This window comes from Streptomyces sp. LaBMicrA B280 (assembly GCF_049222185.1).
Lineage (GTDB): Bacteria > Actinomycetota > Actinomycetes > Streptomycetales > Streptomycetaceae > Streptomyces > Streptomyces murinus.
In genome coordinates, this window is record NZ_JBMJCT010000013.1 from 65415 (window position 1) to 89304 (window position 23890).

Here is a 23890-nt window from a genome sequence, read left to right on the forward strand (position 1 = left end):
CGGCGCCAGAGACGCTCGCCGAGCGGACTCACCTGGTCGCGGTGAGATGGGCGAAGACCACCACATTGCTGCTGTACCCGGTGCGCCTGCTGTACAGGCCCCCGCAGGTGAGCAGGCGCAGCTCCGGGCGGCGGGCGCGGCCGTACACCTCCTTGTCGGGGAAGCCGGACTTGTCGAAGACCCGCACCCGGTCCACGGTGTAGACGGCGGTACGGCCGTCCGCGCGCCGCGCCTCGATCGCCTTGCCGGGCTTGACCATCGGGAGCGCGGCGAACACCGCGGGCCCGGAGGGGGTGTCGCGGTGGCCGACGGCGATCGCGGTGCCCGCCTCGCCGGGGGTGGCGCCGCCCTCGTACCAGCCGGCCGCCTTGGGCCGGTCGAACGGCGGGGTCTCCAACTGCCGGTCCCCGCCCAGCCGTACGCCGACGATCTGGGCGTCGATGCCGAGGGAGGGGATGCGCAGGGAGGTGGGCCGGGACCGGGGCAGCGGGCGGGCCGAGCCCGGGTCCGCCCCGGCGGCGACGGTCTCCGTGTGGTCCGGCGAGCCGTCGTCCCCGCACCGGTTGACGAGCGTCACCAGGACGGCCGTGAGGGCGGCCGTCCTGGCGAGGCGAAAGGCGCGGGTCCGGTACCAGGGCCTGCGTCTGCGCCTACGCGGCGCCATGGGGGTGACGGCGGCTGCGCCGGACGTACACGGCCCCGCCGACCGCGATCAGGCCCACCGCCGCGGCGGCACCCACCGGGGAGTACGCGGCCGCGGTGTCGACGAGACCGCCGCCACCGGCGTGCACCCCGCCCTGCGGGCCGCCGTGGTCGCCGCCCTGGCCCCAGCTGGCGTCGTTGTGCTCCTGCTGCTGCTGGTGGTCGTCGATCTGGCCGGGCGCGCCCTGGTTGCCGTTCTCCCGGCAGTTGACCCGGAAGACCTTCTCCTTGAGGGCCCCGGCCACGGTCCAGGTGACCCGGTACTGGCCGTCCGCGAGCCCGAGCGGGTCGGTGTGCCCGGCGCCCCCGGCGAGCTGGATGGTGCCGGTGACGGTGGCGGAGGTGGGCAGCGGGGGCTGCGGCGTGATGGTGTAGGCGATGACCGGCAGGATGTCGAAGTTGACGGCGTCCAGGTAGAACCGGCAGACCGTGGGGTCGTCCTTCGAGACGCCGAAGGGCGTGCCGACCCGGTGGACTCTGATGTCGCCGTTCTCCCCCTGGGCCATGGCGGTCGGTGCCGCCACCCACGACGCACCCGCCGCGGCGAGAGCGGTCAGGACGACGGTCGCGCCGGCGCGGGTACCGGCGGTGCGTGGGAATGTCCGGGTTGGCATGCGCATTTCCTCCGAGTCAGACGATTTTCATACAAATCGATCTCGTCTGGACTCTGCCCAATGCGCGCGACACCCGACGGCATCGCGGCCCGGCGCGCCGTCAGATGTCCCCCTGGCGGAGCAATATGACGATATGACTAACTCGACTCGCCGGGGAGGAGCGCGGTCAGTTCCACGGGAATGCCGTTGAGGACCGCGTTGCCCGACAGCGGGTCGAGCAGGCTCCCGTCGAGGAGTTGGTTGACGTTGACGCCGGGCGTGGTGACCGCGTGGCCGAGCCGGGTGCCGGGGCGGCCGTGGCCCCAGCCGTGCGGCAGGCTGACCACGCCGGGGCGCACCGCGTCGGTGACCTCGGCCGGTGCCGTCACCTCTCCCCCGGCGCCCTTGACCCGCACCTCCGCACCGTCCAGGACACCGAGCCGGTCCGCGTCCGCGGGGTGCAGTTGCAGGGTGCAGCGGTTGGAGCCACCGGTGAGGGCGGGCACGTTGTGCAGCCAGCTGTTGTTGGAGCGCAGATGGCGGCGGCCGACGAGGACGAGCCCGGCGGGGCGTTCGGCGCGGGCGGCGCGCAGCCGGGGCAGGTCGGCGGCGAGCGGTGCGGGCAGCAACTCCACCTTGCCGCTGCGGGTCTTGAGGGGGCCGGGCAGGCGCGGGCGCAGCGGGCCGAGGTCGATGCCGTGCGGGTGGGCGAGCAGCGCGGCCAGGGTCAGGCCGTCCGGGCGGGCGCCGAAGCCGTCGCCGTAGGGGCCGAGGCGCAGCATCAGGTCGAGCCGGCGCTCGGGGCCCGGCTCGCCGGTGAGCAGCGCGGCCAGTTCACCCGGATCGCGGCCGTGCACCGCCGAGTCGGGGTCCCGTACGGCCCTGGCCAGGGTCTGCTCGACGGCCAGGGCGTCCACGGTGCCGGGGTCGGCGCCGTGCCTGCCGGTGGCCGCGAGGGTGAGCCGGGCGAGGATCTCGCTCTCGGCCATCCGGCCGGGCTCCAGCGGGAGCGCGGGACGGTTGTAGCGGACCTGGTTGCGCACGGCGAAGGCGTTGAACACGAAGTCGTGGTGCGGGCTCTGGGAGGGCGGCGGCGGGGGCAGCACGACCCGCGCGTGGCGCGAGGTCTCGTTGAGGTACGGGTCGACGCTCACCATGAAGTCGAGGGAGCCGAGGGCCTTGTCCAGTCGGTCGCCGTCGGGCGCGGAGAGCACCGGGTTGGCGGCCACGACGATCAGTGCCCGGATCGGCTCGCCCTCCTCGGTGGCGGTGTCGATCTCCTCGGCGAGCGCGGCCAGCGGCAACTCGCCCTTGGCCTCGGGCAGTCGCCGTACCCGCGAGTACCAGCGGCCCAGCTGGAAGCCGTGCCCGGGGCCCGCCGGGCGGGGGGCCCTGGCGGTGGCGGCCAGCGGGAAGAGGGCGCCGCCGGGGCGGTCCAGATTGCCGGTGAGGATGTTCAGGACGTCGACCAGCCAGCTGGCGAGGGTGCCGTGCGGGACGGTGCAGCTGCCGATGCGGGCGTAGACGGCGGCGGTCGGGGCGGCGGCGAGTTCCCGGGCGAGGGCGCGGATGACGTCCGGCTCGACGTCGCAGGCGGGGGCGACGGACTCGGGGGTGAAGTCGGCGAGCGCCGCCCGGAGTTCGGCGAGGCCCTCGACGTGCGGGGCGAGGGCGGCGAGATCGACCAGGTCCTCCGCGAACAGGGTGCGGGCCGTCGCGGCGAGCAGCAGGGCGTCGGCGCCGGGCCGTATCGCCACATGCCGGTCGGCGAGCCGGGCGGTGCGGGTGCGGCGCGGGTCGACCACGGTCAGCCGTCCGCCGCGCGCCCTGAGCGCCTTGAGGCGGCCGGGGAAGTCGGGGGCGGTGCACAGACTGCCGTTGGACTCCAGGGGGTTGGCGCCGATGAGCAGCAGATGTCCGGTGCGGTCCAGGTCGGGTACGGCGATGGCGTGGGCGTCGCCGAACAGCAGCCCGCTGGCGACGTGCTTGGGCATCTGGTCGACCGTGGACGCGGTGAACAGGCTCCGGGTGCGCAGGGCGCCGAGCAGCAGCGGCGGATAGAGGGACCCGGCCATGGTGTGCGCGTTGGGGTTGCCGAGGACCACCCCGACGGCGTCGGGGCCGTACCGCTCCGCCACGGGGCGCAGCCCGGCGGCGACCGCGTCGAACGCCTCCTCCCAACTCGCCTCGCGCAGCCGCCCGTTCGCCCGCAGCAGCGGGGTGCGCAGCCGGTCGGGGTCGGCGTCGAGGGCGCCGAGGGCGGTGCCCTTGGGGCAGAGGAAGCCCTTGCTGAAGACGTCCTCGGTGTCGCCGCGGGCGCCGGTGACCCGGGTGCCCTCGATGGTGAGGGTCAGTCCGCAGGTGGCCTCGCACAGCGGGCAGACACGCAGGGCGGTGCGGGACACGGGTCCTCCCGGAGGGTCGGCGGCGCGGGCACACCGGGAGCCTACCGACCGGTTGGCATGTCGGGGAGCCCTTGCGGCCGGCCGGTCAGTCCAGCAGCCGTCCCAGGTAGGCGCGCAGCAGTTCCCGGGTCTCGTGGATGATCGCCTCGTCGCCCTCCGGGTCGAGCCGGAAGGCCAGTTGGACCAGGGTGTCGGCGCTCTCCACGGCGACCAGGAAGGCCCGCCGCAGCTCCTCGTCGGGGGTGCGGCCGATATAGGCGGCGAGCAGTTCGGAAAGCCGGTCGGCGACCCGGCTGTTGGGCTCCGCCTGGCGGGCGCCGACCGGGATCTGATTGCCGAAGTCGACCAGGGAGAAGCCGGGCGCGGTGCGCTTCATCGCCAGGTACTCGTCCAGGACGGCGTCCATCGCGGCCCGCCAGTCCCCCGCCGCCGCCCGCTCCAGGCGCCCGGTGACATGCGCGGTGTACAGCTCCAGATTGCGCTGCGCGAGGGCGTCGGCCATCTGCCGTTTGTTGCCGAAGAAGCGGTAGACCGAGCCGATGGGCACTCCGGCGCGCACCGCGACGGCCCGGGTGCTCAGACCGTCGTAGCCCACCTCGTCGAGGAGTTCGGCGCAGGCGTCGAGGATCCTGGTCAGCCGTTCGGCGCTGCGCCGCTGGACGGGGGCGCGGCGGAGCGAGGTCGCGTGGGGCACGGGCTTCATGATGCCTTTCCGCCGGGGTCCGGGGAACCTGGTCCCAGGGTACGGAAGACGCGTGCGCGAACCCCTCAGTCGTCCGGCGGACGCTCGGCGCCCGCGGGCGCGGGCCCCGGCGGCCGGGGGTCCGACACCGTTATGTCGGCGGTGCTCTGGACCGGCTTGCCGTGTACGGCCCACACCGTGCCGTCGTCGGCGTACAGGCGGGCGGTGACATGGTGGGTGCCGTGCGGGACGAGGCGGGCGGGCAGCCGGTACCGGGGCGTGTACAGCCGGGCGACCCGGCGGCCGTCCACGAAGAGGCAGGCGGGCCCGCGCCCGGTGACCGCGGTGGGGCGAGCGCCGGGCGCGGAGACCCGGAAGTGGCGGAAGGTCAGCCGCACGTCCCAGCCGTCGGCGGAGTCGGGGGTGATCTCGACGCCGACCTCGGGGGCGTTCCTGCCGCCGATCTCGCGCAGTCGGCGACCGCTGTCGTCGGTGTCGTCCAGGACCTTGCCGACGGGCGAGGGCGAGTCCGCGCCGGCGCTCGCGCCCCCGCTCGGGCGAGGGCCCGTGTTGCCGTGCGCGGGGCCGCAGCCGGCCGCGCCGAGGGGCAGCAGAAGGCAGACCGCGAGCGCGGCCAGGCGTCCTCGGGTCTCCTTCGTCCACGACATGCCCGGAGCGTAGAACACGGGGGCGGGCGCGGGAATCCGCCTGAAGTCGGGTTCCTGGCCTACCCCGGAGGGAGGAGACGCGGAGGCGCCGCCCTCTTGCGCCCGGCCCCACTGATTCCTACGGTGTCCCATAGGAATGAACGGATGCAGCCGACAAGCGCGAAGGAGCGTGGGGGCGACCATGAGCGGGGACGCACGCAAGAGGGCCGAGGGGCTGTCGTATCTGACCGGGTTCGGCAATGAGCACGCCTCGCAGGCGGTGCCGGGCGCGCTGCCCGAGGGCCGCAACGCGCCGCAGCGCGCACCGCTCGGCCTTTACGCGGAGCAGCTCAGCGGCGCCGCCTTCACCGAGCCGCGGACGCACAACCGCCGCTCGTGGCTGTACCGGATCCGTCCGTCGGCCGCGCACCCGCGGTTCACCCGGACGGCCAACGGCTCGCTCCGTACGGCGCCCTTCACCGAGGCCGTGCCCGACCCCAACCGGCTGCGCTGGAACCCGCTGCCCGAGCCGGCCGCGGGCACCGACTTCCTCGCGGGCCTGTGGACCCTCGGCGGCAACGGCGACGCGACCCAGCGGGCGGGCATGGCCGTGCACCTGTACCACGCCAACTCCTCGATGGAGCGCGTCTTCTCGGACGCGGACGGCGAGCTCCTGATCGTCCCGGAGCGCGGCGGGCTGCTGCTGCACACCGAGTTCGGGCGGCTGCGTGTGGAGCCCTCGGAGGTGGCGCTTATCCCGCGCGGGGTGCGGTTCCGGGTGGAGCTGCTCGACGAGTCGGCCCGCGGCTATGTGTGCGAGAACTACGGGGCGCCGTTCCGGCTGCCCGACCTCGGCCCGATCGGCGCCAACGGGCTCGCGAACGCACGGGACTTCCGCGCGCCGGTCGCCGCGTACGAGGAGACCGAGGGCCCGGTGGAGGTGGTCAACAAGTTCTGCGGCAACCTCTGGACCGCCACCTACGACCACTCGCCGCTCGACGTGGTCGCCTGGCACGGCAACCATGTGCCGTACGTCTACGACCTGCGCCGCTTCAATGTGATCGGCTCGATCTCCTACGACCACCCCGACCCCTCCATCTTCACCGTCCTGACCTCGCCCTCGGACACCCCGGGCCTGGCCGGCGTCGACTTCGTGGTCTTCGCGCCGCGCTGGCTGGTGGGTGAGGACACCTTCCGGCCGCCGTACTTCCACCGGAACGTGATGAGCGAGTACATGGGCCTGATCGAGGGCGCCTACGACGCGAAGGCGGAGGGCTTCGTGCCGGGCGGCGGCTCGCTGCACAACATGATGTCGGCGCACGGCCCGGACCGGGAGACGTTCGACCGGGCGAGCGCGGCCGAGCTGAGGCCGCAGAAGATCGACGACGGCCTCGCCTTCATGTTCGAGACCCGCTGGCCGCTGACGCTCACCCCGGACGCGGCCCGCGCCGACCACCTCCAGCGGGCCTACGACGACGTGTGGCAGGGCCTGACGCGCAACTTCCGTATCTGACACCTCTGTTGCGTCCCCTGTTCCCGACCCGGTACGGATATCAGCGTGACCTCATTCGCCCCTGACTCGATCGTCCTGAACCGCAAGCTGCCGCTCTGGTACCAGGTGTCGCAGTCGCTGCGCGCCTCGATACTGGGCCGCTCGCCCGCGGACCCGCTGCGCCTGCCCACCGAGGAGCGGCTGGCGGAGCACTACGGGGTGAGCGTGCTGACCATGCGGCAGGCGCTGAAGGAGCTGGAGGACGAGGGGCTGATCAGCCGGCACCGGCGGCGCGGCACGTTCATCGAGCCCGACGCGCGGCGCGGCGCCCCGGTGCGGCTGCTGGGCTCGGTGGACGCGATCGTGGCCCAGCAGTCCGGGATGCGCACGGAGTTGCTGGCGCACGGGCCCGCGCCGGTGCCGGGCGGGCTCACGGACTGCTTCCCCGGGCTCGGGGAGGTGGCGACGTACCACCGGCTGCGCTTCGACGAGCAGACCGACGAGCCGACCAATCACGCCGTCAACCACGTACGCCCCGAACTGGCCGAGCGGATCGACCTGGACGATCTGGTCCGCTGGCCGATGACGAAGGTGCTGCGGGACGTCGTCAGGGCGGACATCAGCCGGATCACGGACACGGTGGAGGCCCGGCTCGCCGACCCGGAGACCGCCCGCCTCCTCCAGGTCCCGCTGCTCAGCCCGATCCTGCACTACACCGGCATCACCTACGACACCGCGGGCCGGGTGCTGGACGTGGCAGTGATCCACTACCGGGGCGACCGCTTCTCCTTCACGGTGACCTTGGACGCGACCTGACCCGCCGCGCGCCCTCGGCCCGTACGATGCCCAGCGTGCCGTACGACGACGACGCTCCGCTGCTGGCGGACCTCATGCCGTGGTCCGTCGCACCGCCGCGGCCGGGCCGCGCCTGGCCGACGGCCCCCGATCCGGCCTGTCTGCGGGCCCGCTGGGACGCGCTGCTGAAGGCGGAACTCCCGGACCGCGAGACCCTGTTCGAGCCGAGCAGGGCCCGCACCCTGCACTCGGCCGTGGGCCAGCTGCCGGGCCGCACCGGCGGCACCGAGCGGCTGGCGCGCGCCGAGGGGCCGTGCGCGGAGCCGGTACGGGTGCTGGCGGCGCCCTTCGACGAGCAGTGGCTGATCCCGGACCACCGGCTGCTCGACGCGGCCCGCCCGGAGCTGTGGCGGGTGGCGGACGAGCGGCAGGTCTTCCTGGTGGAGACCCCCGACGAGCACCACCCGTTGCTGGCCACCGGCCTGCTGCCGATCCTGCGCACCGGGCGGATCCGGCCCCTGCACCGCCGCCCGGCCGCCGCCGACCCCAACCTCGCGCCCGGCCTCCTGGACCATCTCTCGGCCCGCCTGGGCATCCGGGTCACCCCCGCCGACCTGGCGGCCTGGTTCCTGGCCACGGCCCGCCCCGACCACAGGGTCCCCCTGACGGACGACCCCGGACTCTGGTCGGCGGGCGTGGAGTCGGGCCGACGCACGCTCTGGCTGCTGCGCCGCGACGGCGACCGCCCCAAACTCCCCGGCGGCCGCCGCCCCTACGTCCGCGCCCCGCTGCCGCCCCGCCCCGCCACCCTCCGTTACGACCCCGAGGAGGAGACCCTCCACCTGGACGAGGGCCGGGTCTCCCCCGTCCCCGCCGGGGCCTGGGAGTACGAGCTGAACGGGGTCCGGGTCCTGGAGTCCTGGTTCACCTCGCGCACGGCACCCGGCACCCCCGGCACACTGGAGGCGATCCGGCCCGCCGCCTGGCTCCAGTCCTGGACCTCGGAGCTGCTGGAGCTGATCACGGTGCTGGCGCTGCTGGCCGAAGTACGTGCGGAGAAGGCCGGGTTGCAGGCCCGCAGCACGATCACGGCAACGGACCTGCGCCACCGCGCGATCCTCCCTCCCCCGCGCTCCGCCCACCTGCCCGCCTCCGTCCTGGACCAGCCCGAAGAGGGCCCGGAAGGCCAGTTCGCGCTGCTGTAGGAGCCCCGGGGTTCCGCCTCGCCGCCGACGGCGCCCCGGCTAGACGGCCTGACCTGAATCGTCGGTCAGAGCGGCCGCGGTCAAGGTGAGGTGCCGGACCAGGACGTCGGCCGCGGTGTCGGCGTCGCGGGCCAGCGCCGCCTCCTCCAGCCTGCGGTGCTCCTCGGCGCCGTCCCGGCCCGGGTCGCGGTGCGCCGACCAGCGGCGGGCCAGCTCACTCGCGGTCCACAAGCGGTCGAACACCTCCAGCAGCGCGCGATTGCCGCACGCCTCCAGCAACGTGCGATGGAAGGCTCGGTGCGCCTCGGCCCAGGCGCCGGTGTAATGCTCGCCCTCCTGCGGCGCGTACGCCGGAGTACGCGCCAGACGGTGGTGGGCGGCCCGCACCCGGGCCTCCCAGTCGACGTCGCCGCGCTCGATCGACATGCGCAGGACGACCGGTTCGACGGTTCGGCGGGCCTCCGCGATCTCCTGCCAGCGGCGGTCGGAGAAGGACGGGACCGCGAAGCCGCGGTTGGGCAACCGATCGGCGAGCCCCTCGCCGACCACCCGCACGAGCGCCTCGCGCACCACGGCCAGGCTCACGCCCTGCTCCTTGGCGAGGTCCTGCGGCTTGAGGGGGGCGCCGGGGGCGTGGTCGCCGCGCATGATCGCGTCCCGCAGGTGCGTATAGACCTGCTCGGAGAGCATCTGCTTCCCCTGCGGGGCCGGGGAGTGCGCCGTCTGAGTCATGCGCCCATCCTAGACGACCGGATAGACGATTCCTTGGATAATCGATTATTGCTGTTACAGTCGATTCACCAGCCGCCGAAGGACGTCATCGTCCGGACAGGAACGACCGCCATGCCCATGAACGACCCCTTCGCCCGCCTCCCCGAGGCGGCCTCCTTCACCGTCACCAGCACCACCGTCGACGACGGCGCCGCCTGGCCGCCCGCGCAGCACGCCTCCGGCCTGCCCGGCGGCAGGGACATCTCCCCGCAGCTGTCCTGGAGCGGCGCCCCGGCGGGCACCAAGAGCTATGCCGTCACCGTCTACGACCCCGACGCCCCCACCGGGTCCGGGTTCTGGCACTGGGCGGTCACCGACATCCCCGCCACCGTCACCGGGCTCCCCGAGGGCGCCGGGGACGACACCGGCTCACAACTGCCCGAGGGCGCCTATCAGTTGCCCAACGACGCCCGCGCGGCCCGCTATCTCGGCGCCGCCCCGCCGGCCGGGCACGGCCCGCACCGGTACTTCGTCGTGGTCCACGCCCTCGACGTCCCCTCGACAGGCGTCCCCGCCGACGCCACACCGGCCGTCCTCGGCTTCACCATGGCCGGTCACACCCTCGGCCGCGCGGTACTGACCGCCACCGCCGAGACGCCCGCCTGACGACACCGCGCCACCCGACTCCCCGGAGACCCCACCGCCATGCACCTTCAGAGCCTTCCCGACCCCACCCTTCCCGACTCGGCCCTTCCCGACTCGGCCCTTCCCGACTCGGCCCTTCCTGGTGCCGGCCGGACGGACCTGGACACCGTCCGCGCCGTCAGCCAGGCCGTCACCGCCGCCCACCTGTTCATCTACCTCGTCCCCGAGACCGCCGAGGAGGCGGCCGGGCTCGGCGTGACCGACCCAGGCCCGGCGTATCTGGCCTTCCGGTCGGCCGCGATGGGCGCGGTTCCGTGGCAGGTCACGCTCGCGGCCTTCTACAACTTCAGCCCCCGGGCGGTGCGGGCCATGGCGGGCGCGTGGGACGCCGCGCCGCCCGAGCGATGGCGGGCCGCCCGTTTCCTGGCCGCCGGACGGGCGATGCGGCGCGTCGGCGTGCAACTCACCGGCGACCACATAGCCGAGGCGCGCTCGCTGATCGACCCGGTCGTCGCGGGTGCCGACTACGCCGGCAAGGTGCTGGCCGCCGCGAACGCCTCGGTCGCGCTTCCCCCCGACCCGCTCGTCGCACTCTGGCAGCAGATCACGGTGGTGCGGGAGTGGCGCGGTGACGCACACCTCGTGGTGCTCGCCGACAACGGTCTCGGGCCGTGCGACTGCCTCGTCCTGCACACCGCGACCGGCCGCCTTCCGGCCGCCCTCGCGCGAGCGACCCGGCAGTGGGACGACGAGGAGTGGAGCGCGGCGACGGCACGCCTCGCCGCCCGCGGCTGGCTCGACTCCGACTCCGCGCTCACCGACGCCGGCAGCGCGGCACGCGAGCGCATGGAAGCGGAGACGGACGAGCACTGCGCCGCGCTGTGGGCGCCGATCGGCGCCGCGGGTGCCCGCCGCTTCGCCTCGCTCATCGCGCCGATCACCGACGCGTTCACCGCGGCGGGCACGTTCCGGGCCGTCGCCGAACAGGCCGATCCCGCCTAGGGCCGCCCGCCGCCCGCGTTCTCCGCCCCGCCGCCGACGACCGAGCGGGTGCGGGGAACCACGCGATCGACCCCGCCGGAACCCGTACCCGCCGAACCAGCGCGGCTCACCGCGGCACGTACGCGTCCAGGACCCGCCCCAACGCCCGCTCGAAAACGGCCTCCAGATCGATCGGCCCCGGATCCTCCGCGAACGCCTCGGCCATCCTCGGATACGCCCCGGACGCCACCTGCCGTGCCAGATACGCGCCCCGCACCGCGTTCTCCTCGTCCTCCGACCAGGGCAGCGCCCGCACCCGCTCGGCGGTGTCCAGCTCGTTGCGCACATACGTCGTCACCACGCCGTTGAGCATGGCGATGAGTTCGAGCTTCTCGCCGTAGCGGACCTCCAGCGGGTCCAGGCAGGCCAGGCAGTGCTCCAGATAGCGCAGGGTGTGCGGGCTGAACCCGTAGACCGGTGACATCAGGCGCGGCATCCACGGATGCCGGTGCATCAGCGCGCGCGCCTCGTGCGCCACCCGCGTCAGATCCGCCCGCCAGTCCCCGCTCGGCGGCCACAGCGCGTGCTCCGCGCCGACCGCGTCCATCATCAGCTCGTACAGGTCCTCTTTGCGCGGCACGTAGTTGTACAGCGACATCGTCCCGCACCCCAGCTCCGCCGCGACCTGCCGCATCGACACCGCGTCGAGCCCGCGCGCGTCGGCGATCCGCACGGCGGCGGCCGCGATGTCGTCGCGGGTGTAGGCCGGTCTCGGCCCGCGTCCGGTGCGCTCGGGGCGCGCCCAGATCACCTCGGGGACGGCCCCTCTGGCTGCCATGTCATCACCTCGCCCACCATCCTAGTTACGTACACCGTACGTAGTGCGCTATGGTCGACGCATGTCAACTACGTACGCTGTACTTAGTGAAGGTCTGGAGAAGCGCTTCGGTGCCGTCCCCGCCCTGCGCGGACTCGATCTGGCGGTCGCCCGGGGCACGGTCTGCGGGCTGCTGGGGCCCAACGGCGCCGGGAAGACCACCGCGGTCCGCCTGTTGACCACGCTGCTGCGGCCGGACGCCGGCTCCGCGCGGATCGCCGGGCACGATCTGGTCCGGGAGGCCGCCGCCGTACGGAGACTGATCTCCGTCACCGGTCAGTACGCCTCGGTGGACGGCGATCTGACCGGCCGGGAGAACCTGCGGCTGTTCGCCCGGCTGCACCGGGTCAGGAAACCGGCCGCGCGCGCCGACGAACTGCTGGAGCGCTTCGGCCTCACGGCGGCCGCCGGTCGCAGGGCCGCCACCTACTCGGGCGGTATGCGGCGCCGCCTCGACCTCGCCGCGAGCCTCGTGCGCCGCCCGGAGGTGCTGTTCCTGGACGAGCCGACCACCGGCCTCGACCCGGCGGGCCGTGGCCATGTCTGGCAGGCGGTACGGGATCTCACCGCGGACGGTACGACCGTACTGCTGACCACGCAGTACCTGGAGGAGGCCGATCAACTCGCCGACGACATCGCCCTGCTGGACCGGGGCCGGATCGCGCACACCGGCTCGCCCGCCGAACTCAAGGCGCTCATCGGGTCGTACGCCGAGGCCGTGGTCGCCCATCCGGACGCGCTCGGCGCGGCGGCCACCGTGCTCGACCGGCTCACCGGCCGTGAACCGGTGTTCGACCGCGAGCGCGCCGCCGTCGGCGTCCTCACCACCGACCCGACGCTGACCCTGCCCCGCCTGGTGCGCGAACTCGACGCGGCGGGCGTCCCGTTGCTGGACGCGAGCCTGCGCCCGCCCACCCTGGACGATGTCTTCCTGCGGCTCACCGGAACCGCGGTCACGTCCCGGACCGAGGCCGACCCCGGCACCGACCGCATCGAGGAGCAGGCCGCATGAGCGCACTGGCGTACGACGGACTGGCCATGACGGGGCGGCAGTTGCGCCGGGTGCGCAACAGTCCGGGCCTGGCCGTCCTGACCCAGCTGATGCCGGTCAACATGCTCCTGTTCTTCGGCTATGTCTTCGGCAGCGCGCTGGCGATGCCCGGCCGGGAGTACCGCGCCTTCCTGGTGCCGGGGCTGCTGGCCGCGACCGCGGCGGGCGGGCTGATGACCGGGATGTTCCAGGCCGCCGCGGACACCCACCGGGGCGTCATGGACCGGTTCCGGGCGCTGCCGATGAGCCGGGCCGCCGTGCCGCTGGGGCAGGCCGTCGCGGACCTCGTGGTCACCGCCGTCGGCACGGTGCCGCTGCTGCTGGTGGGGCTCGCGGTGGGCTGGCGGGTCGAGGGGTCGGTGTCCGAAGCCGTGGGCGCGGTGGGGCTGTTGCTGCTCTTCCGGTTCGCCTGTACCTGCGTCGGCATCCATGTGGGCCTGCTCACCCGCAGCGAGGAAGCGGCCGGGCAGCTCGGCGCCGCCTCCTTCGTGCTGCCGCTGCTGTCCGGCGCGTACATCCCGACCGGCCGTCTGCCCGGATGGCTGCGGACACTCGCCGAGTGGAACCCGATCAGCGCGGTGACCACCGCCCTGCGGGACCTGTTCGGCAACGCGCCCGTGCCGCGCGGCGCCGCCTGGCCGGTGGCCCATCCGGTCGCCGGGTCGCTCGCCTGGAGCCTCGCCCTGATCGCGGTGTTCCTGCCGCTCGCGGTGCGCCGCCACCGACGCGGCGAGTGACGTACGCGGTACTGACAGACCCGCCCGAGGGGGAGATCATCCACCCCATGGAGCACCTCGCGGATCTTCCCCCGGCACACCCCTCGGCACCCCAGCCACTGCCTCTGGAGGGCGTCACCGTCGTCGCCGTCGAACAGGCCGTGGCCGCGCCCTTCGCGACCCGGCAGCTCGCCGATCTGGGGGCCCGGGTCATCAAGGTGGAGCGGGTGGACGGGGGCGACTTCGCGCGGGGCTACGACACCGCGGCGGGCGGGCTCGCCTCGCACTTCGTGTGGTGCAACCGCGGCAAGGAGTCCCTCGCCCTGGACCTGAAGGACCCGCGCGGCCGGGAGGTCGTACGGCGGCTGGTCGCGGACGCGGACGTGTTCGTGCAGAACCTGGCGCACGGGGCCGCGGCCCGGCTCGGTCTGGACGCGGCCACCCTGTGCGCGGCCCATCCGCGGCTGATCGCCGTGGACATCTCGGGCTACGGCCCCCGCGGCCCGTACGCGGACAAGCGGGCCTACGACATGCTGGTGCAGTGCGAGACGGGTCTGGTGTCGGTCACCGGGACACCGGAGCGGCCGGTGAAGGCGGGGATCCCGGCGGCGGACATCGCGGCGGCCATGTACGCCTTCTCGGGGGTGCTGGCGGCGCTGGTGCGCCGGGGCGTCACCGGGCGCGGTGGTGCGGTGGAGGTGTCCCTGCTGGACTCGCTCGCGGAGTGGATGGGCCATCCGCTGCACCACACGATGCACGGCGGCGAGCCCCCGGCGCGCACCGGTCTCGCGCATCCCGTCATCGCGCCCTACGACGCCTACCCGACGGCGGACGGCGGCCAGGTGCTCCTGTCGGTGCAGAACGACCGGGAGTGGCGGCGGCTCGCCGAACAGGTCCTTGAGCGGCCGGAGTTGGGGACGGACCCGGGGTTCGCGACGAACGCGGCGCGGGTCGCGCACCGGGCGGAGACGGACGCGGCGGTGGCGCGGGCACTCGGCGCGCTGGACACCGACGAGGCGCTGGCGCGGCTGGAGCGGGCGGGGCTCGCCTGCGCCCGGCTGCGGGATCCGCGTGAGCTGGCGGAGCATCCGCAGCTGGCGGCCCGGGACCGGTGGCGTCAGGTGGGTTCGCCGGTGGGGCCGTTGCGGGCGCTGCTGCCGCCGCTCACGCTGCCGGGCGGGGGCGAGGCGCGGATGGGCGACGTGCCCGCGCTCGGACAGCACACCGGGGCGCTGCTGCGTGCCGTGGGAATGACGGACGACGAGATCGCAGCGCTGTGCCGGGACGGTGTGGCGGCCTGAGCGCGGACCCTGGACGGGGTCCAGGACCGTCGGTTCGCCCAGTGAGCGCCGGGCGGGCGCTCAAGGGGGATCAGTGGCCGGATCGGGGCCGGATCAGTGGCCGGTCGAGGACCGGACTAGTGGCCGCCGAACAGCGAACGACGCAGTCTGCGCAGGGGCGCGAAGAGGGAGACCCGGCGGACCCGCGCGCCCCGGTCGCTGTGCGTGCGCCGGGTGTCCCGCGCCGTCAGCTCCCGCATCAGCGAGGTCGCCTCGACGGTCTTCTGCTGGGGTATGGCGGGCCCGCCCAGCACCGCCAGATGCCGGTCGAGGCGCGAGCTGGTCGCGCTGCTCCCGCAGGTGATCGCAGGGACCCTGGCCCTGCTGCGCACTGTTATCTGTTCCATGTCACTCCCCACCCGTACGAGTCCGCCCGGCCCCGGGCAGAGTAACCCTATCTCCCCACCGGGGCACTCGTGTATCGCGCCTTCAGGATTCACCTTCCCCGTAAGGGGGTTGACCATCCCAAGCCGACTACTCTCCGAATCCGACCGGTTTCAGGGCGAGTTGGACAATGGGCTGGCCGACGGCCCGGGTCGGTCCGCCGCTCCGGGGCGGCCGTCACCGCGCGTGACGCCCGCCGGGCGCCGACCCCTTCGCGATCAAGGGCGGGTCGCCCCCGAGGAGCCCCAGGGTGACGACGGGGTCCGGTGGCGGCCCGGCGGCGGCCGGTCCGTCGCCGCGACCGCGACCGCCCGCACCGGTCGGCGGCGGCCGGTCCGTCGCCGCGACCGCGACCGCCCGCACCGGTCGCGGCGCGGGCGGGGGAAGTGGTGCGGAGGCGGCCGGGAACGTGGTCCATCTCACGCGCCCGGCCGTCCGGTCGGCGGAGGCCCCATCGGCCAGAGTCCCCGCCGCCGCGCCGGGCGACCCCGCCGGGTGCACACGGCGGGCTCACCCGGGAGTACCAGGTGTTACGTCTATTACGTCTATTACGTCTGTGCCGCCTGTGACGCCTGTGACGCCTGTCGCGCCGACGCCGCGGGCCGCTCGGTCCGTTCACCCTGACGGGCGGGCCCGGTGGTGCGCCGTCACATGCTCACCCGTTCGGGTCAGCCGGCCGCGTTGGTGAGGGCCGGCAGGTAGCCGCCGGACTGGCCGTCGGCGGTGGGGTGGTACGACTCGGTGAGGTCCAGCACATTGAGGCTGTGGAGCCAGGAGCTGCTGGAGCAGATCTCGTGGCTGGAGAAGGCGCTGCGGACGTCACCGAAGGCGAAGCCGTGGGCGGAGACACGGGACTGGATGGTGCTGTCCAGGGTGTCGGCGGCACCGTTTATGGCCGACCGCTTCGTGTCGGACAGGCCGAGGCAGACCTGGCCGAGCAGATAGAAGCGCGGGTAACCGACCACGACCACACGGGCGTTGGGCGCCTTGGAGTGGATCGCGTTGTAGACGGTGTCGAGCTTCCCCGGCAGCGTGTTGGTGATGTAGGTCTTCGCGCTGGCGATGGCGGACAGACAGGTGCTGTCGGAGTTCAGCACGCACGTCTGCATGACGCTCGCGAACCCGGCGTCGTTGCCGCCGATGCTGATGGACACCAGCGAGGTGGAGGAGTTGAGCGAGCCGAGCTGGCCGGCCATCACATCGTCCGTCGTGGCGCCCGAGCAGGCGTTGAAGGCGAAGGAGGCCGGCTTGTGGGCGGCGTTCCACAGGTAGGCCGCGGAGTTGGTGCTGCGGTCGCAGTCGCCACTGGAGCTGATGTAGCTGCCGGCGCCGACGCCGGAGGCGTAGGAGTCGCCCAGCGCCACATAGCCACCGCTGTTGGACGCCGCCTGCGCCGACGCCGCCTGCGTGAAGCCGAGGCCGAGCGCGAGGAGGAGTGGAGCAACGAATCCGACAAGCCGGGAACGTCTCATGGTGTTTCTCCCAGGTGAGCAGGAAGTCTGCGGCAACTTAAGTAGCAACTACGCGCGTTGAGCGGAAGTGTTCATGTCAAGAATTTTTGACTCTCAATAAGACCGTCTTCAAAGATTTACTGCTTATGTATTGCGCGTACATGTCAACTGTGTTGACCACGCCTCAGACACCTGCTCCCGTGGGTTTTCCGGGGGACGGCCACCCTTGACGCCCCCCTCGGGCCTGCGCGACATTAAAGCCCGGCATCCGGCGCTCCGGGGGGCAAAGTCGTCAATGCGCACCTTACGGATCAACAGGGAACTGTCGCCGTTGTTCGCGGGCGCCGCCGCGGCCGTCTCGACGGCCGGCGCGCTGCTCGCCCTCACCGGTTCGAACTCCGCGCTGCGCGGCCCGTGCGCGCTGCTCCTTTTGTTGCTCGCGCCGGCCACCGCGCTCGCCGCGGCCCTGCGCGGCCTCGACCCGTTCGGCCGGGCCCTGTGCGCACTCGCGGGCGCGGTGGTCGTCGACATGCTGGTGGCCCAGGTGATGCTCGCGGTGCACCAGTGGTCCGTCCGGGGCGGGGTGGCCGCCGTCGCCGTACTGAGTCCGGCCCTGCTGCTCCTCACGCTTCTCCGGGATCGAATTGCCGGTAAAAGCACACAAGACTGAGCAAGGTGAGCCACCGTTACGCAACGGGCCAATCATGGGAAAGGTGAGGCACCTTCCAGGTCTTGCCTTTCGGGCTCAACCGTCAATACCGTCATACAGCTCAACCGCGGCGGTTCGCCGGTGCGCGGTCCCTGGGGAGGGCCGGGCGCCCTGGTGGGTCCGCCGTGCAGCGCGGTAGGGGGGTGCCGTGCCCGGTGACCGCGAGCGGTGACCGGGCCGGGCCGCGCGACCGGCCGCCATACCCGTCCGGCGGCCCGGACAGCTTCGCCAAGCTCGTCCACGGGCACGGAGTTCCGCTCGCCGTGCCCCGGAGGAGAACCCCCCTTTCGAACCGGACCCTGAGCCGGGCCGCCCGGGGGTGGGCGGCCCACCGGACGAGAGGGAACCAACCATGAGTTCAGCGCTGCGCCCGCCGAGTCCGGGCCGCGAACCGCTGCTCGTCACGCACTACCGGCCCATCTCCTCGCACCTGGCGATCACTCCACCGGTGAGCGTCGTGATCCCCGCCATGAACGAGGCGAGGAACCTGCCCTACGTCTTCAAGAGCCTTCCCGGCTGGATCCACGAGGTCGTCCTCGTGGACGGCAACTCCACCGATGACACCGTCGAGGTGGCACGGTCCCTGTGGCCGCGCCTGAAGGTCGTCCCACAGCGCGGCCGGGGCAAGGGGGACGCCCTGATCACCGGGTTCGAGGCGTGCACCGGCGACATCATCGTGATGGTCGACGCGGACGGCTCGGCGGACGGCGGCGAGATCGTCAGCTATGTCTCCGCGCTGGTCTCCGGCGCCGACTTCGCCAAGGGCTCCCGCTTCGCCAACGGCGGCGGCACCGACGACATGACCTTCGTCCGCAAGCTCGGCAACTGGGCGCTGTGCACCGTCGTCAACCGCAAGTTCGGCGCCCGCTACACCGATCTGTGCTACGGCTACAACGCGTTCTGGCGGCACTGCCTCGACAAGATCGACCTCGACTGCACCGGCTTCGAGGTCGAGACGCTGATGAACATCAGAGTGGTCAAGGCGGGCCTGAGAGTGCAGGAGATCCCGAGCCACGAGTATCTGCGCATCCACGGCACCAGCAATCTGCGGGCGGTGCGCGACGGGCTGCGGGTGCTGCGGGTGATCCTGCGCGAGCGCTCCAACCGGCGGGCCCTGCGCCGCCGGGTGCGGCACTCCCCGCTGCTCAAGGCCCGGCGGGGAGAGGCGTCTTGAGCGATCCCGGCATCTCCGTCGTGATCTGCGCCTACACCGAGGACCGCTGGGAGGACGTCCTCGCGGCGGTCTCCTCGGTGCGGGCGCAGTCGTACCCGGCCCTGGAGACCCTCCTGGTCGTGGACCACAACCCGGCCCTCGGCGCACGGCTGGAGCACGCGTACCGGACGGCCGAGGGCGTCCGGGTGCTGCCCAACTCCGGCCCGCGCGGCCTGTCCTCGGGCCGCAACACCGGCATCGCCGCCTCCCGCGGCGAGGTGATCGCCTTCCTGGACGACGACGCCGTGGCCGAACGGGACTGGCTGCGCCGCTTCGCCGAGGCGTACGCCGATCCCCGGGTGCTGGCGGTCGGCGGGCGCACCGAGCCGGTGTGGGCGTCAGGGCGGCGGCCCCGCTGGTTCCCGGAGGAGTTCGACTGGGTGGTGGGCTGCACCTACCGGGGCCTGCCGCCGGGCCGGGTGCGGGTGCGCAATGTCCTGGGCGGCAACGCCTCGTTCCGGCGTACGGCCTTCGAGGCGGCGGGCGGCTTCGCCACCGGCATCGGACGCGACGGCGGCCGGCGCCCGCTCGGCTGCGAGGAGACGGAGCTGTGCATCCGCCTCACCCGCGCCCGCCCCGACGGTGTGCTGCTCATCGACGACCGCGCGGTGATCCACCACCGGGTACCGCGGATCCGGGAGAACTTCGCCTACTTCCGCACCCGCGCCTACGCCGAGGGCCTGTCCAAGGCCCTGGTGGCCCGCAGCGTCGGCGCGGACAAGGGGCTGGAGTCCGAACGCCGTTACACCACCCGGGTGTTGCCCGCCGGAGTCGCCCGGGGACTGCGCGACGCCCTGCTCGGCCGACCGGGCGGGGCGGGCCGCGCGGGCGCCATCGTCGCCGGGGTGCTCACGGCCGCGGGAGGGTTCGCGGTGGGGAGCCTGCGGGCGCGCCGGGGGTCGTACGCCTTCGCGGGGACCGGCGACCGGACCGGGGACCGGCGAGCCGACAGGGGCCCGCATGAGTGACCGCCCCGTGCCCGTCCTCATGTACCACTCCGTCGCCACCGCGCCCAGCGCCGCCACCCGGACCCTGTCCGTCGCACCGGACGCGTTCGCCGAACAGATGTCCCTCATCGCGGAGTTCGGCAGCACACCCGTCACCACCGCCGAGCTGGCGGCGCACTGGCGCGACGGCCGGGCGCTGCCCGCGCGCCCGGTGCTGATCACCTTCGACGACGGCTACGAGGGCGTGCACCGGCACGCCCTGCCGCTGCTCGCCCGGCACGGCTTCCCGGCCACCCTGTTCGTCTCCACCGGCTGGCTGCGGGGCGCGTACGACACCGGGGGCGGCCTCGACACCATGCTCGACTGGCACCAGGTACGGCGGCTCGCCGCCTGCGGCGTGGAGATCGGCGGGCACAGCCACACCCATCCGCAGCTGGACCAGCTGGACGAGGCGGCGCTGGCCGGGGAGCTGGGCCGGTGCACGGAGATCCTCGCCGCTGAACTCGGGGCGCGGCCGCGGTCGTTCGCGTATCCGTACGGCTACTCCAGCCGCCGGGTGCGCCGGGCGGTGCGCGCGGCCGGGTACGCGCAGGCGCTCGCCGTCGGCAACGGGCTCGCCCGCCGCGCCCAGGGGCCGTACGCGCTGCGCCGGGTCACGGTGCGCCGCGGTACGGACGCCGAGGAGTTCACGCGGCTGCTGCGGGGCCAGGGCATCGGCCGTACGTTCGCCGGGGACCGGGCCCTCACCCGGGGGTACGCGCTCGTGCGCGGGGCGCGGCGGATCGGCCCGGCGCTCCGGAAGGCCGGTCGGGCCCGTGACTGACACGACCACCGCGCCCGGGCCGGAGGCGGCGCGGGCGCCCGGCGCGGGCCGGAGGCGGCGCGGGCGCCCGGCGCCGCCCGCGCCCCGGGCGGGGGTCCGCTGCTGCGCAACGCGTACGCGCTGATGCTCAACACCGGGATCTCCGCCGTCCTCGGCCTCGGTTTCTGGCTGGCCGCGGCGCACTACTACTCCGATGCCGCGGTCGGCCGGGGCTCGGCCGCCATCGCCGCGATGAAGCTGCTCGCCGGGCTCACCGCGGTGACCCTGACCGGCGCGCTGGCCCGGTTCATCCCGGTGTCCGGGAAGCGCACCGGCCGCTTCATCTTCCGTACGTACGCGGGCAGTTCACTGGTCGTGGCGCTGGCCGCCGGGGTCTTCCTGGGCACGCTGGACGCCTGGGGCCCGTCGTACCGCTTACTGCACGGCCCGCTCCCCGGCCTCGGCTTCGTGGCGGCCGTGGTCGCCTGGAACCTGCTCACCCTCCAGGACGGGGTGCTGACCGGGCTGCGCAGCGCGCCCTGGGTGCCGGTGGGCAACACGGTGTTCTCGGCGGTGAAGCTGGTGCTGCTCGCCGCGTTCGCCGTCGCCGTACCGGCCACCGGTGTCTTCGTGTCCTGGGTGGCCGCGATCGCCACCTCCGTGGTGCCGCTGGGCTGGCTGGTGTTCCGGCGCCTGGTGCCCCGGCATGTCGCGGCGACCGCCGGGCGGGCCGGGCCCCCGGCCGCGCGGGAGGTCGGGCGGTTCCTGGCCGGGGACTACACCGGCTCCCTGTTCTCGCTCGCCGTGGTCTACCTGGTGCCGGTGATCATCGCCGCGCAGGTCAGCTCCGCGGAGAACGCGTACTTCTACATCACCACCACCATCGGCGGCACCTGCAATCTGCTCGCCGTCAACATGGGCGCCTCCCTCACCGTGGAGGGCTCGCACGACCCGGAGCGGCTGGCCGCCAACGCCCGCGCGGCGCTGTGGCGGATGGCCCGGATCATGCTGCCGATCAGCGCCGCGCTGTTCCTCGGCGCGCCCTGGATCCTCGGTGTCTTCGGCGCGGGCTACGCGGACGCGGCGACCGGGCTGCTGCGCCTGTTCGCCGTCGGCACCCTGCTCCGGGTCGTCATGGAGACCCACTTCGCCGTCCTGCGCGCCCAGAGCCGCACCGCCGGACTCGCCTGGCTCCAGGGTTTGTTGTGCGTCCTGGTGCTCGGGCTCACCCTGCTGCTCCTGCCCCGGATGGGGCTCACCGGCGCGGGGGTCGCCGAGATCTCCAGCCTGGCCGTGATCGTCTCGATCGCCGCGCCGCGACTGTGGCGGACGGTGCGGGCGGGGGCGCCGGTACCCGGGTCCGCGCGGGGGGCGGGGGGCGTGCCGGACGCGGTGGCGCCGGACGGGGATCTGGCGGATCTGGGGCTGCGGGAGGAGGAGCCGGTACGACGGCGCCGGGTGCCGGCGTGGGCACGGCAACGGGCCGCCGAGGAGGCCGTACCCCCCACGGAGCCGGAGCCCACGCCGGACCCCGCTCCCCCCGCCCGCCATCCGCGCTCCACGCTCCCGATCTGCGCGCTCCTGGTCACCGCCCTCCTCCTCTACTGGCTCCCCGCCCTGCGGCTCGGGGAGGGTGATCTGGACCGGATGGGCGGCCTGGGTCTGGTCTCGGTGCTGCCGTGGCCCACGCTTCTCGGCGCGGCGCTGCTGGTCGTGGTGTTCGCCGGGCTGCTGTGGCAACGCCGGGAGCACCGGGCCCTGTTGCTGGTGACGCTCGTCGTCACGGTCGTGTCGCTGCACGCGCTGCCGGCCGTGATCGAGACCGAGCCGCGGTTCGCGACGGCCTGGCAGCACCTGGGCTTCCTCGACTACATCGACCGCACCGGGTCGGCCGTCCCGGACCTGGACGCCCGCTGGAGCTGGCCCGGTTTCTTCGCGGTGGCCGCGTTCGCCGGCCGGGCCTGCGGGGTCACCGACTTCACGGAGGTCATCCGCTGGTGGCCGACGGCGATCCAACTCGCCTATCTGGCACCGATGCTGCTGCTGGTCCGGTCGGTGCGCGCGGACTGGCGGGCGAAGTGGACGGGCGTCTGGCTGTTCGTGCTGTGCGGCTGGGTCGGCCAGGACTACTTCTCCCCGCAGGGCTTCACCTTCCTGCTGTATCTGCTCTTCACGGCGGTCCTGCTGGTCTGGTTCCGCCCGCCCCGGGCCCTGACGGCACGGCTGCGCCCGGGCGAGGCGGAACCCCCGCCGCTCGACCGGCGCGGGCGGACCGTTCTCCTGCTGCTGTTGCTGGGCCTGTACGCCGCGACCGTGCCCGCGCACCAGCTGACCCCGTTCGTGATGCTGGGCGTCCTCGCGGCCCTCGTCCTGCTGCGCCGCTGCGAGCTGCGCGGACTGCCCCTGCTGTGCGCGGTGCTCGTCGCCGTCTGGCTCGGCTTCATGGCGGAGCCGTACTGGTCCGGGCACTTCGACGACCTCTTCGGCGGGATCGGCGGGATCGGCGGCAATGTCTCCACCTCCGTCTCCGGCCGTATCCAGGGCGGCGATCCGACCCACAAGCTGGTCCTGTACACCCGGGTGCTGCTGGCCGCCGCCGTACTGGCCCTGGCCTGCGGGGGCTGGTGGCGCCGGCGCCTGCACCGGTACCGCGAACGGTCCCTGCCGGTCCTCACCCTCGTGCCGTTCCTGGGCTTCGGCATGCAGTCGTACGGCGGTGAGATGGCGCTGCGGGTCTTCATGTTCGCGGTGCCGGGCGCGGCCCTGCTCGGTGCTCTCGCCCTGTTCCCCCGTCCCACGGGATCGCGGCGGCCGGTCCTCGCCCTCGGTGCCGCGCTGCTCGCCGGGCTGCTGCTGATGGGCGGCTTCCTGGTGGCCCGGTGGGGCAACGAGCCCTTCGAGCGCACCCGGCCCGGCGAGGTCGCGGCGATGAACTGGGTGTACGCCCACGACCGGCCGACCGTACGGCTGTTGTGGCTGAGCGATGACACGGTGAACGATGTGACGCCGTCGCTGCCGTGGGGCGCGAAGGACATGGAGCGGGTCGACTACGTCCCGACGCTCGCGCCGACCGATCCGGCCCGGGTGTCCGGGCTGGTCGAGGCGCTCAAGGACGCGGGGCCGCAGTCGTATCTCCTGGTGAACGAGAGCCAGGTGACGTATCTGCGGCTGGACTCGGGCTATCCGGCGGCCTGGGGGCCCCGGCTCACCCGGAGCCTGGACACCCGGCCGGAGCTGACGAAGGTCCTGGTCAACGACGATGTCACGGTGTACGCCCTGCGCGCGCGGCCCCCGGGCGCCGTCCCCGAGCCGCGCCCCGGTCCGGTCGGGCCCCGGGTGACCTGGACGCCCTGGTCGGTGGTCGGGGCACTGGCCGCCGTCGTCCTGACGCTGCTGCTGGCGGCGCGTGAGGTGGTGCGGGTGGCGGTGCGGCCGGGGGCGCGCCACGTGCGGTTGCTCCAGGGGGGTTTCTGGTTCTCCCTGCCGCTGCTGGCGGTGGTGCTCGCGGTGCTGGTGCAGCGGTTCCTGACCCTGAAGTGAGG

At 73.7% G+C, this 23890-nt stretch carries 21 protein-coding genes and 1 pseudogene; 13 read left to right on the forward strand and 9 right to left on the reverse strand.

The window, feature by feature from the left end:
• Positions 1-28: 28 nt before the first annotated feature.
• From ACLF5H_RS13960 to ACLF5H_RS13980, 5 genes are all read right to left on the reverse strand, one after another.
• The gene (locus ACLF5H_RS13960; RefSeq protein WP_421676388.1) at positions 29-664 is read right to left on the reverse strand and encodes a class F sortase; all 636 of its coding nucleotides are present in this window, start codon (positions 662-664) and stop codon (positions 29-31) included.
• Positions 651-1316: a hypothetical protein gene (locus tag ACLF5H_RS13965; protein WP_421676389.1), complete on the reverse strand. Its 666-nt coding sequence runs from the start codon at positions 1314-1316 to the stop codon at positions 651-653. The genes ACLF5H_RS13960 and ACLF5H_RS13965 overlap by 14 nt, the downstream gene beginning before the upstream one ends.
• 137 nt (positions 1317-1453) lie before the next feature.
• Positions 1454-3700 (reverse strand): molybdopterin oxidoreductase family protein, encoded by a 2247-nt coding sequence (locus ACLF5H_RS13970; protein WP_421676390.1) that lies wholly within the window; start codon positions 3698-3700, stop codon positions 1454-1456.
• An 85-nt stretch (positions 3701-3785) separates the two neighbouring features.
• Positions 3786-4403, reverse strand: a complete 618-nt coding sequence (locus ACLF5H_RS13975) for a TetR family transcriptional regulator (RefSeq protein WP_421676391.1) — start codon at positions 4401-4403, stop codon at positions 3786-3788.
• A gap of 65 nt (positions 4404-4468) precedes the next feature.
• Entirely contained in the window at positions 4469-5050 is a 582-nt protein-coding gene (locus ACLF5H_RS13980) for a hypothetical protein (RefSeq protein ID WP_421676392.1), read from the reverse strand.
• Between the two features lie 181 nt (positions 5051-5231).
• Here ACLF5H_RS13980 and hmgA point away from each other — a divergent pair, with 181 nt between their 5' ends.
• From hmgA to ACLF5H_RS13995, 3 genes are read left to right on the forward strand one after another with little or no spacing between them, the layout of a single operon-like run.
• The gene (hmgA, locus tag ACLF5H_RS13985) at positions 5232-6542 is read left to right on the forward strand and encodes a homogentisate 1,2-dioxygenase (RefSeq protein ID WP_421676393.1); all 1311 of its coding nucleotides are present in this window, start codon (positions 5232-5234) and stop codon (positions 6540-6542) included.
• Positions 6543-6587: 45 nt separating this feature from the next.
• The gene (locus tag ACLF5H_RS13990) at positions 6588-7337 is read left to right on the forward strand and encodes a GntR family transcriptional regulator (protein ID WP_421676394.1); all 750 of its coding nucleotides are present in this window, start codon (positions 6588-6590) and stop codon (positions 7335-7337) included.
• Positions 7338-7363: 26 nt separating this feature from the next.
• Positions 7364-8521 carry a type ISP restriction/modification enzyme gene (locus ACLF5H_RS13995; RefSeq protein ID WP_421676395.1) on the forward strand — a complete coding sequence of 386 codons (1158 nt, stop codon included), beginning with the start codon at positions 7364-7366 and terminating at the stop codon, positions 8519-8521.
• A gap of 39 nt (positions 8522-8560) precedes the next feature.
• Here ACLF5H_RS13995 and ACLF5H_RS14000 read toward each other — a convergent pair whose 3' ends face one another.
• Positions 8561-9253 carry a GntR family transcriptional regulator gene (locus ACLF5H_RS14000; RefSeq protein ID WP_421676396.1) on the reverse strand — a complete coding sequence of 231 codons (693 nt, stop codon included), beginning with the start codon at positions 9251-9253 and terminating at the stop codon, positions 8561-8563.
• Positions 9254-9364: 111 nt separating this feature from the next.
• On the opposite strand from ACLF5H_RS14000, the gene ACLF5H_RS14005 reads away from it, so the two are divergent.
• Entirely contained in the window at positions 9365-9898 is a 534-nt protein-coding gene (locus tag ACLF5H_RS14005; RefSeq protein ID WP_421676397.1) for a YbhB/YbcL family Raf kinase inhibitor-like protein, read from the forward strand.
• 39 nt (positions 9899-9937) lie between these two features.
• Complete coding sequence (locus ACLF5H_RS14010; protein WP_421676398.1) at positions 9938-10879, forward strand: SCO6745 family protein; 942 nt, start codon at positions 9938-9940, stop codon at positions 10877-10879.
• Between the two features lie 106 nt (positions 10880-10985).
• On the opposite strand, the gene ACLF5H_RS14015 is transcribed toward ACLF5H_RS14010, so the two are convergent.
• On the reverse strand, positions 10986-11696 hold the full coding sequence (locus ACLF5H_RS14015) for a TetR/AcrR family transcriptional regulator (protein WP_421676399.1): 711 nt from the start codon (positions 11694-11696) through the stop codon (positions 10986-10988).
• 61 nt (positions 11697-11757) lie between these two features.
• Between ACLF5H_RS14015 and ACLF5H_RS14020 the strand changes: the two genes are divergently transcribed.
• Genes ACLF5H_RS14020 through ACLF5H_RS14030 form a run of 3 tightly spaced genes read left to right on the forward strand, consistent with a single transcriptional unit; the run spans position 11758 to position 14803 of the window.
• Positions 11758-12747 carry an ATP-binding cassette domain-containing protein gene (locus ACLF5H_RS14020; protein WP_421676400.1) on the forward strand — a complete coding sequence of 330 codons (990 nt, stop codon included), beginning with the start codon at positions 11758-11760 and terminating at the stop codon, positions 12745-12747.
• Entirely contained in the window at positions 12744-13523 is a 780-nt protein-coding gene (locus tag ACLF5H_RS14025; protein ID WP_421676401.1) for an ABC transporter permease, read from the forward strand. Before ACLF5H_RS14020 ends, ACLF5H_RS14025 begins: the two co-directional genes overlap by 4 nt.
• 47 nt (positions 13524-13570) lie before the next feature.
• A complete protein-coding gene (locus ACLF5H_RS14030; protein WP_421676402.1) occupies positions 13571-14803 on the forward strand; it encodes a CaiB/BaiF CoA transferase family protein in 1233 nt (410 codons plus the stop codon).
• 116 nt (positions 14804-14919) lie between these two features.
• Here ACLF5H_RS14030 and ACLF5H_RS14035 read toward each other — a convergent pair whose 3' ends face one another.
• Together ACLF5H_RS14035 and ACLF5H_RS14040 are read right to left on the reverse strand one after the other, a co-directional pair.
• Positions 14920-15189, reverse strand: coding sequence for a hypothetical protein (locus ACLF5H_RS14035; RefSeq protein WP_037658345.1), 270 nt, complete (start codon positions 15187-15189; stop codon positions 14920-14922).
• Positions 15190-15894: 705 nt separating this feature from the next.
• Entirely contained in the window at positions 15895-16698 is an 804-nt protein-coding gene (locus tag ACLF5H_RS14040) for an SGNH/GDSL hydrolase family protein (protein ID WP_421676403.1), read from the reverse strand.
• Positions 16699-16972: 274 nt separating this feature from the next.
• Here ACLF5H_RS14040 and ACLF5H_RS14045 point away from each other — a divergent pair, with 274 nt between their 5' ends.
• From ACLF5H_RS14045 to ACLF5H_RS14065, 5 genes and pseudogenes are all read left to right on the forward strand, one after another.
• Positions 16973-17347 (forward strand): hypothetical protein, encoded by a 375-nt coding sequence (locus tag ACLF5H_RS14045; protein ID WP_421676404.1) that lies wholly within the window; start codon positions 16973-16975, stop codon positions 17345-17347.
• A gap of 391 nt (positions 17348-17738) precedes the next feature.
• Complete coding sequence (locus ACLF5H_RS14050) at positions 17739-18560, forward strand: glycosyltransferase family 2 protein (RefSeq protein WP_421676405.1); 822 nt, start codon at positions 17739-17741, stop codon at positions 18558-18560.
• Positions 18557-19567: a glycosyltransferase family 2 protein gene (locus tag ACLF5H_RS14055; RefSeq protein WP_421676406.1), complete on the forward strand. Its 1011-nt coding sequence runs from the start codon at positions 18557-18559 to the stop codon at positions 19565-19567. The genes ACLF5H_RS14050 and ACLF5H_RS14055 overlap by 4 nt, the downstream gene beginning before the upstream one ends.
• Positions 19560-20369, forward strand: coding sequence for a polysaccharide deacetylase family protein (locus tag ACLF5H_RS14060; protein ID WP_421676407.1), 810 nt, complete (start codon positions 19560-19562; stop codon positions 20367-20369). Before ACLF5H_RS14055 ends, ACLF5H_RS14060 begins: the two co-directional genes overlap by 8 nt.
• Positions 20362-23888, forward strand: a pseudogene (locus ACLF5H_RS14065) (lipopolysaccharide biosynthesis protein). The gene ACLF5H_RS14060 and the pseudogene ACLF5H_RS14065 overlap by 8 nt, the downstream one beginning before the upstream one ends.
• Positions 23889-23890: the final 2 nt, after the last annotated feature.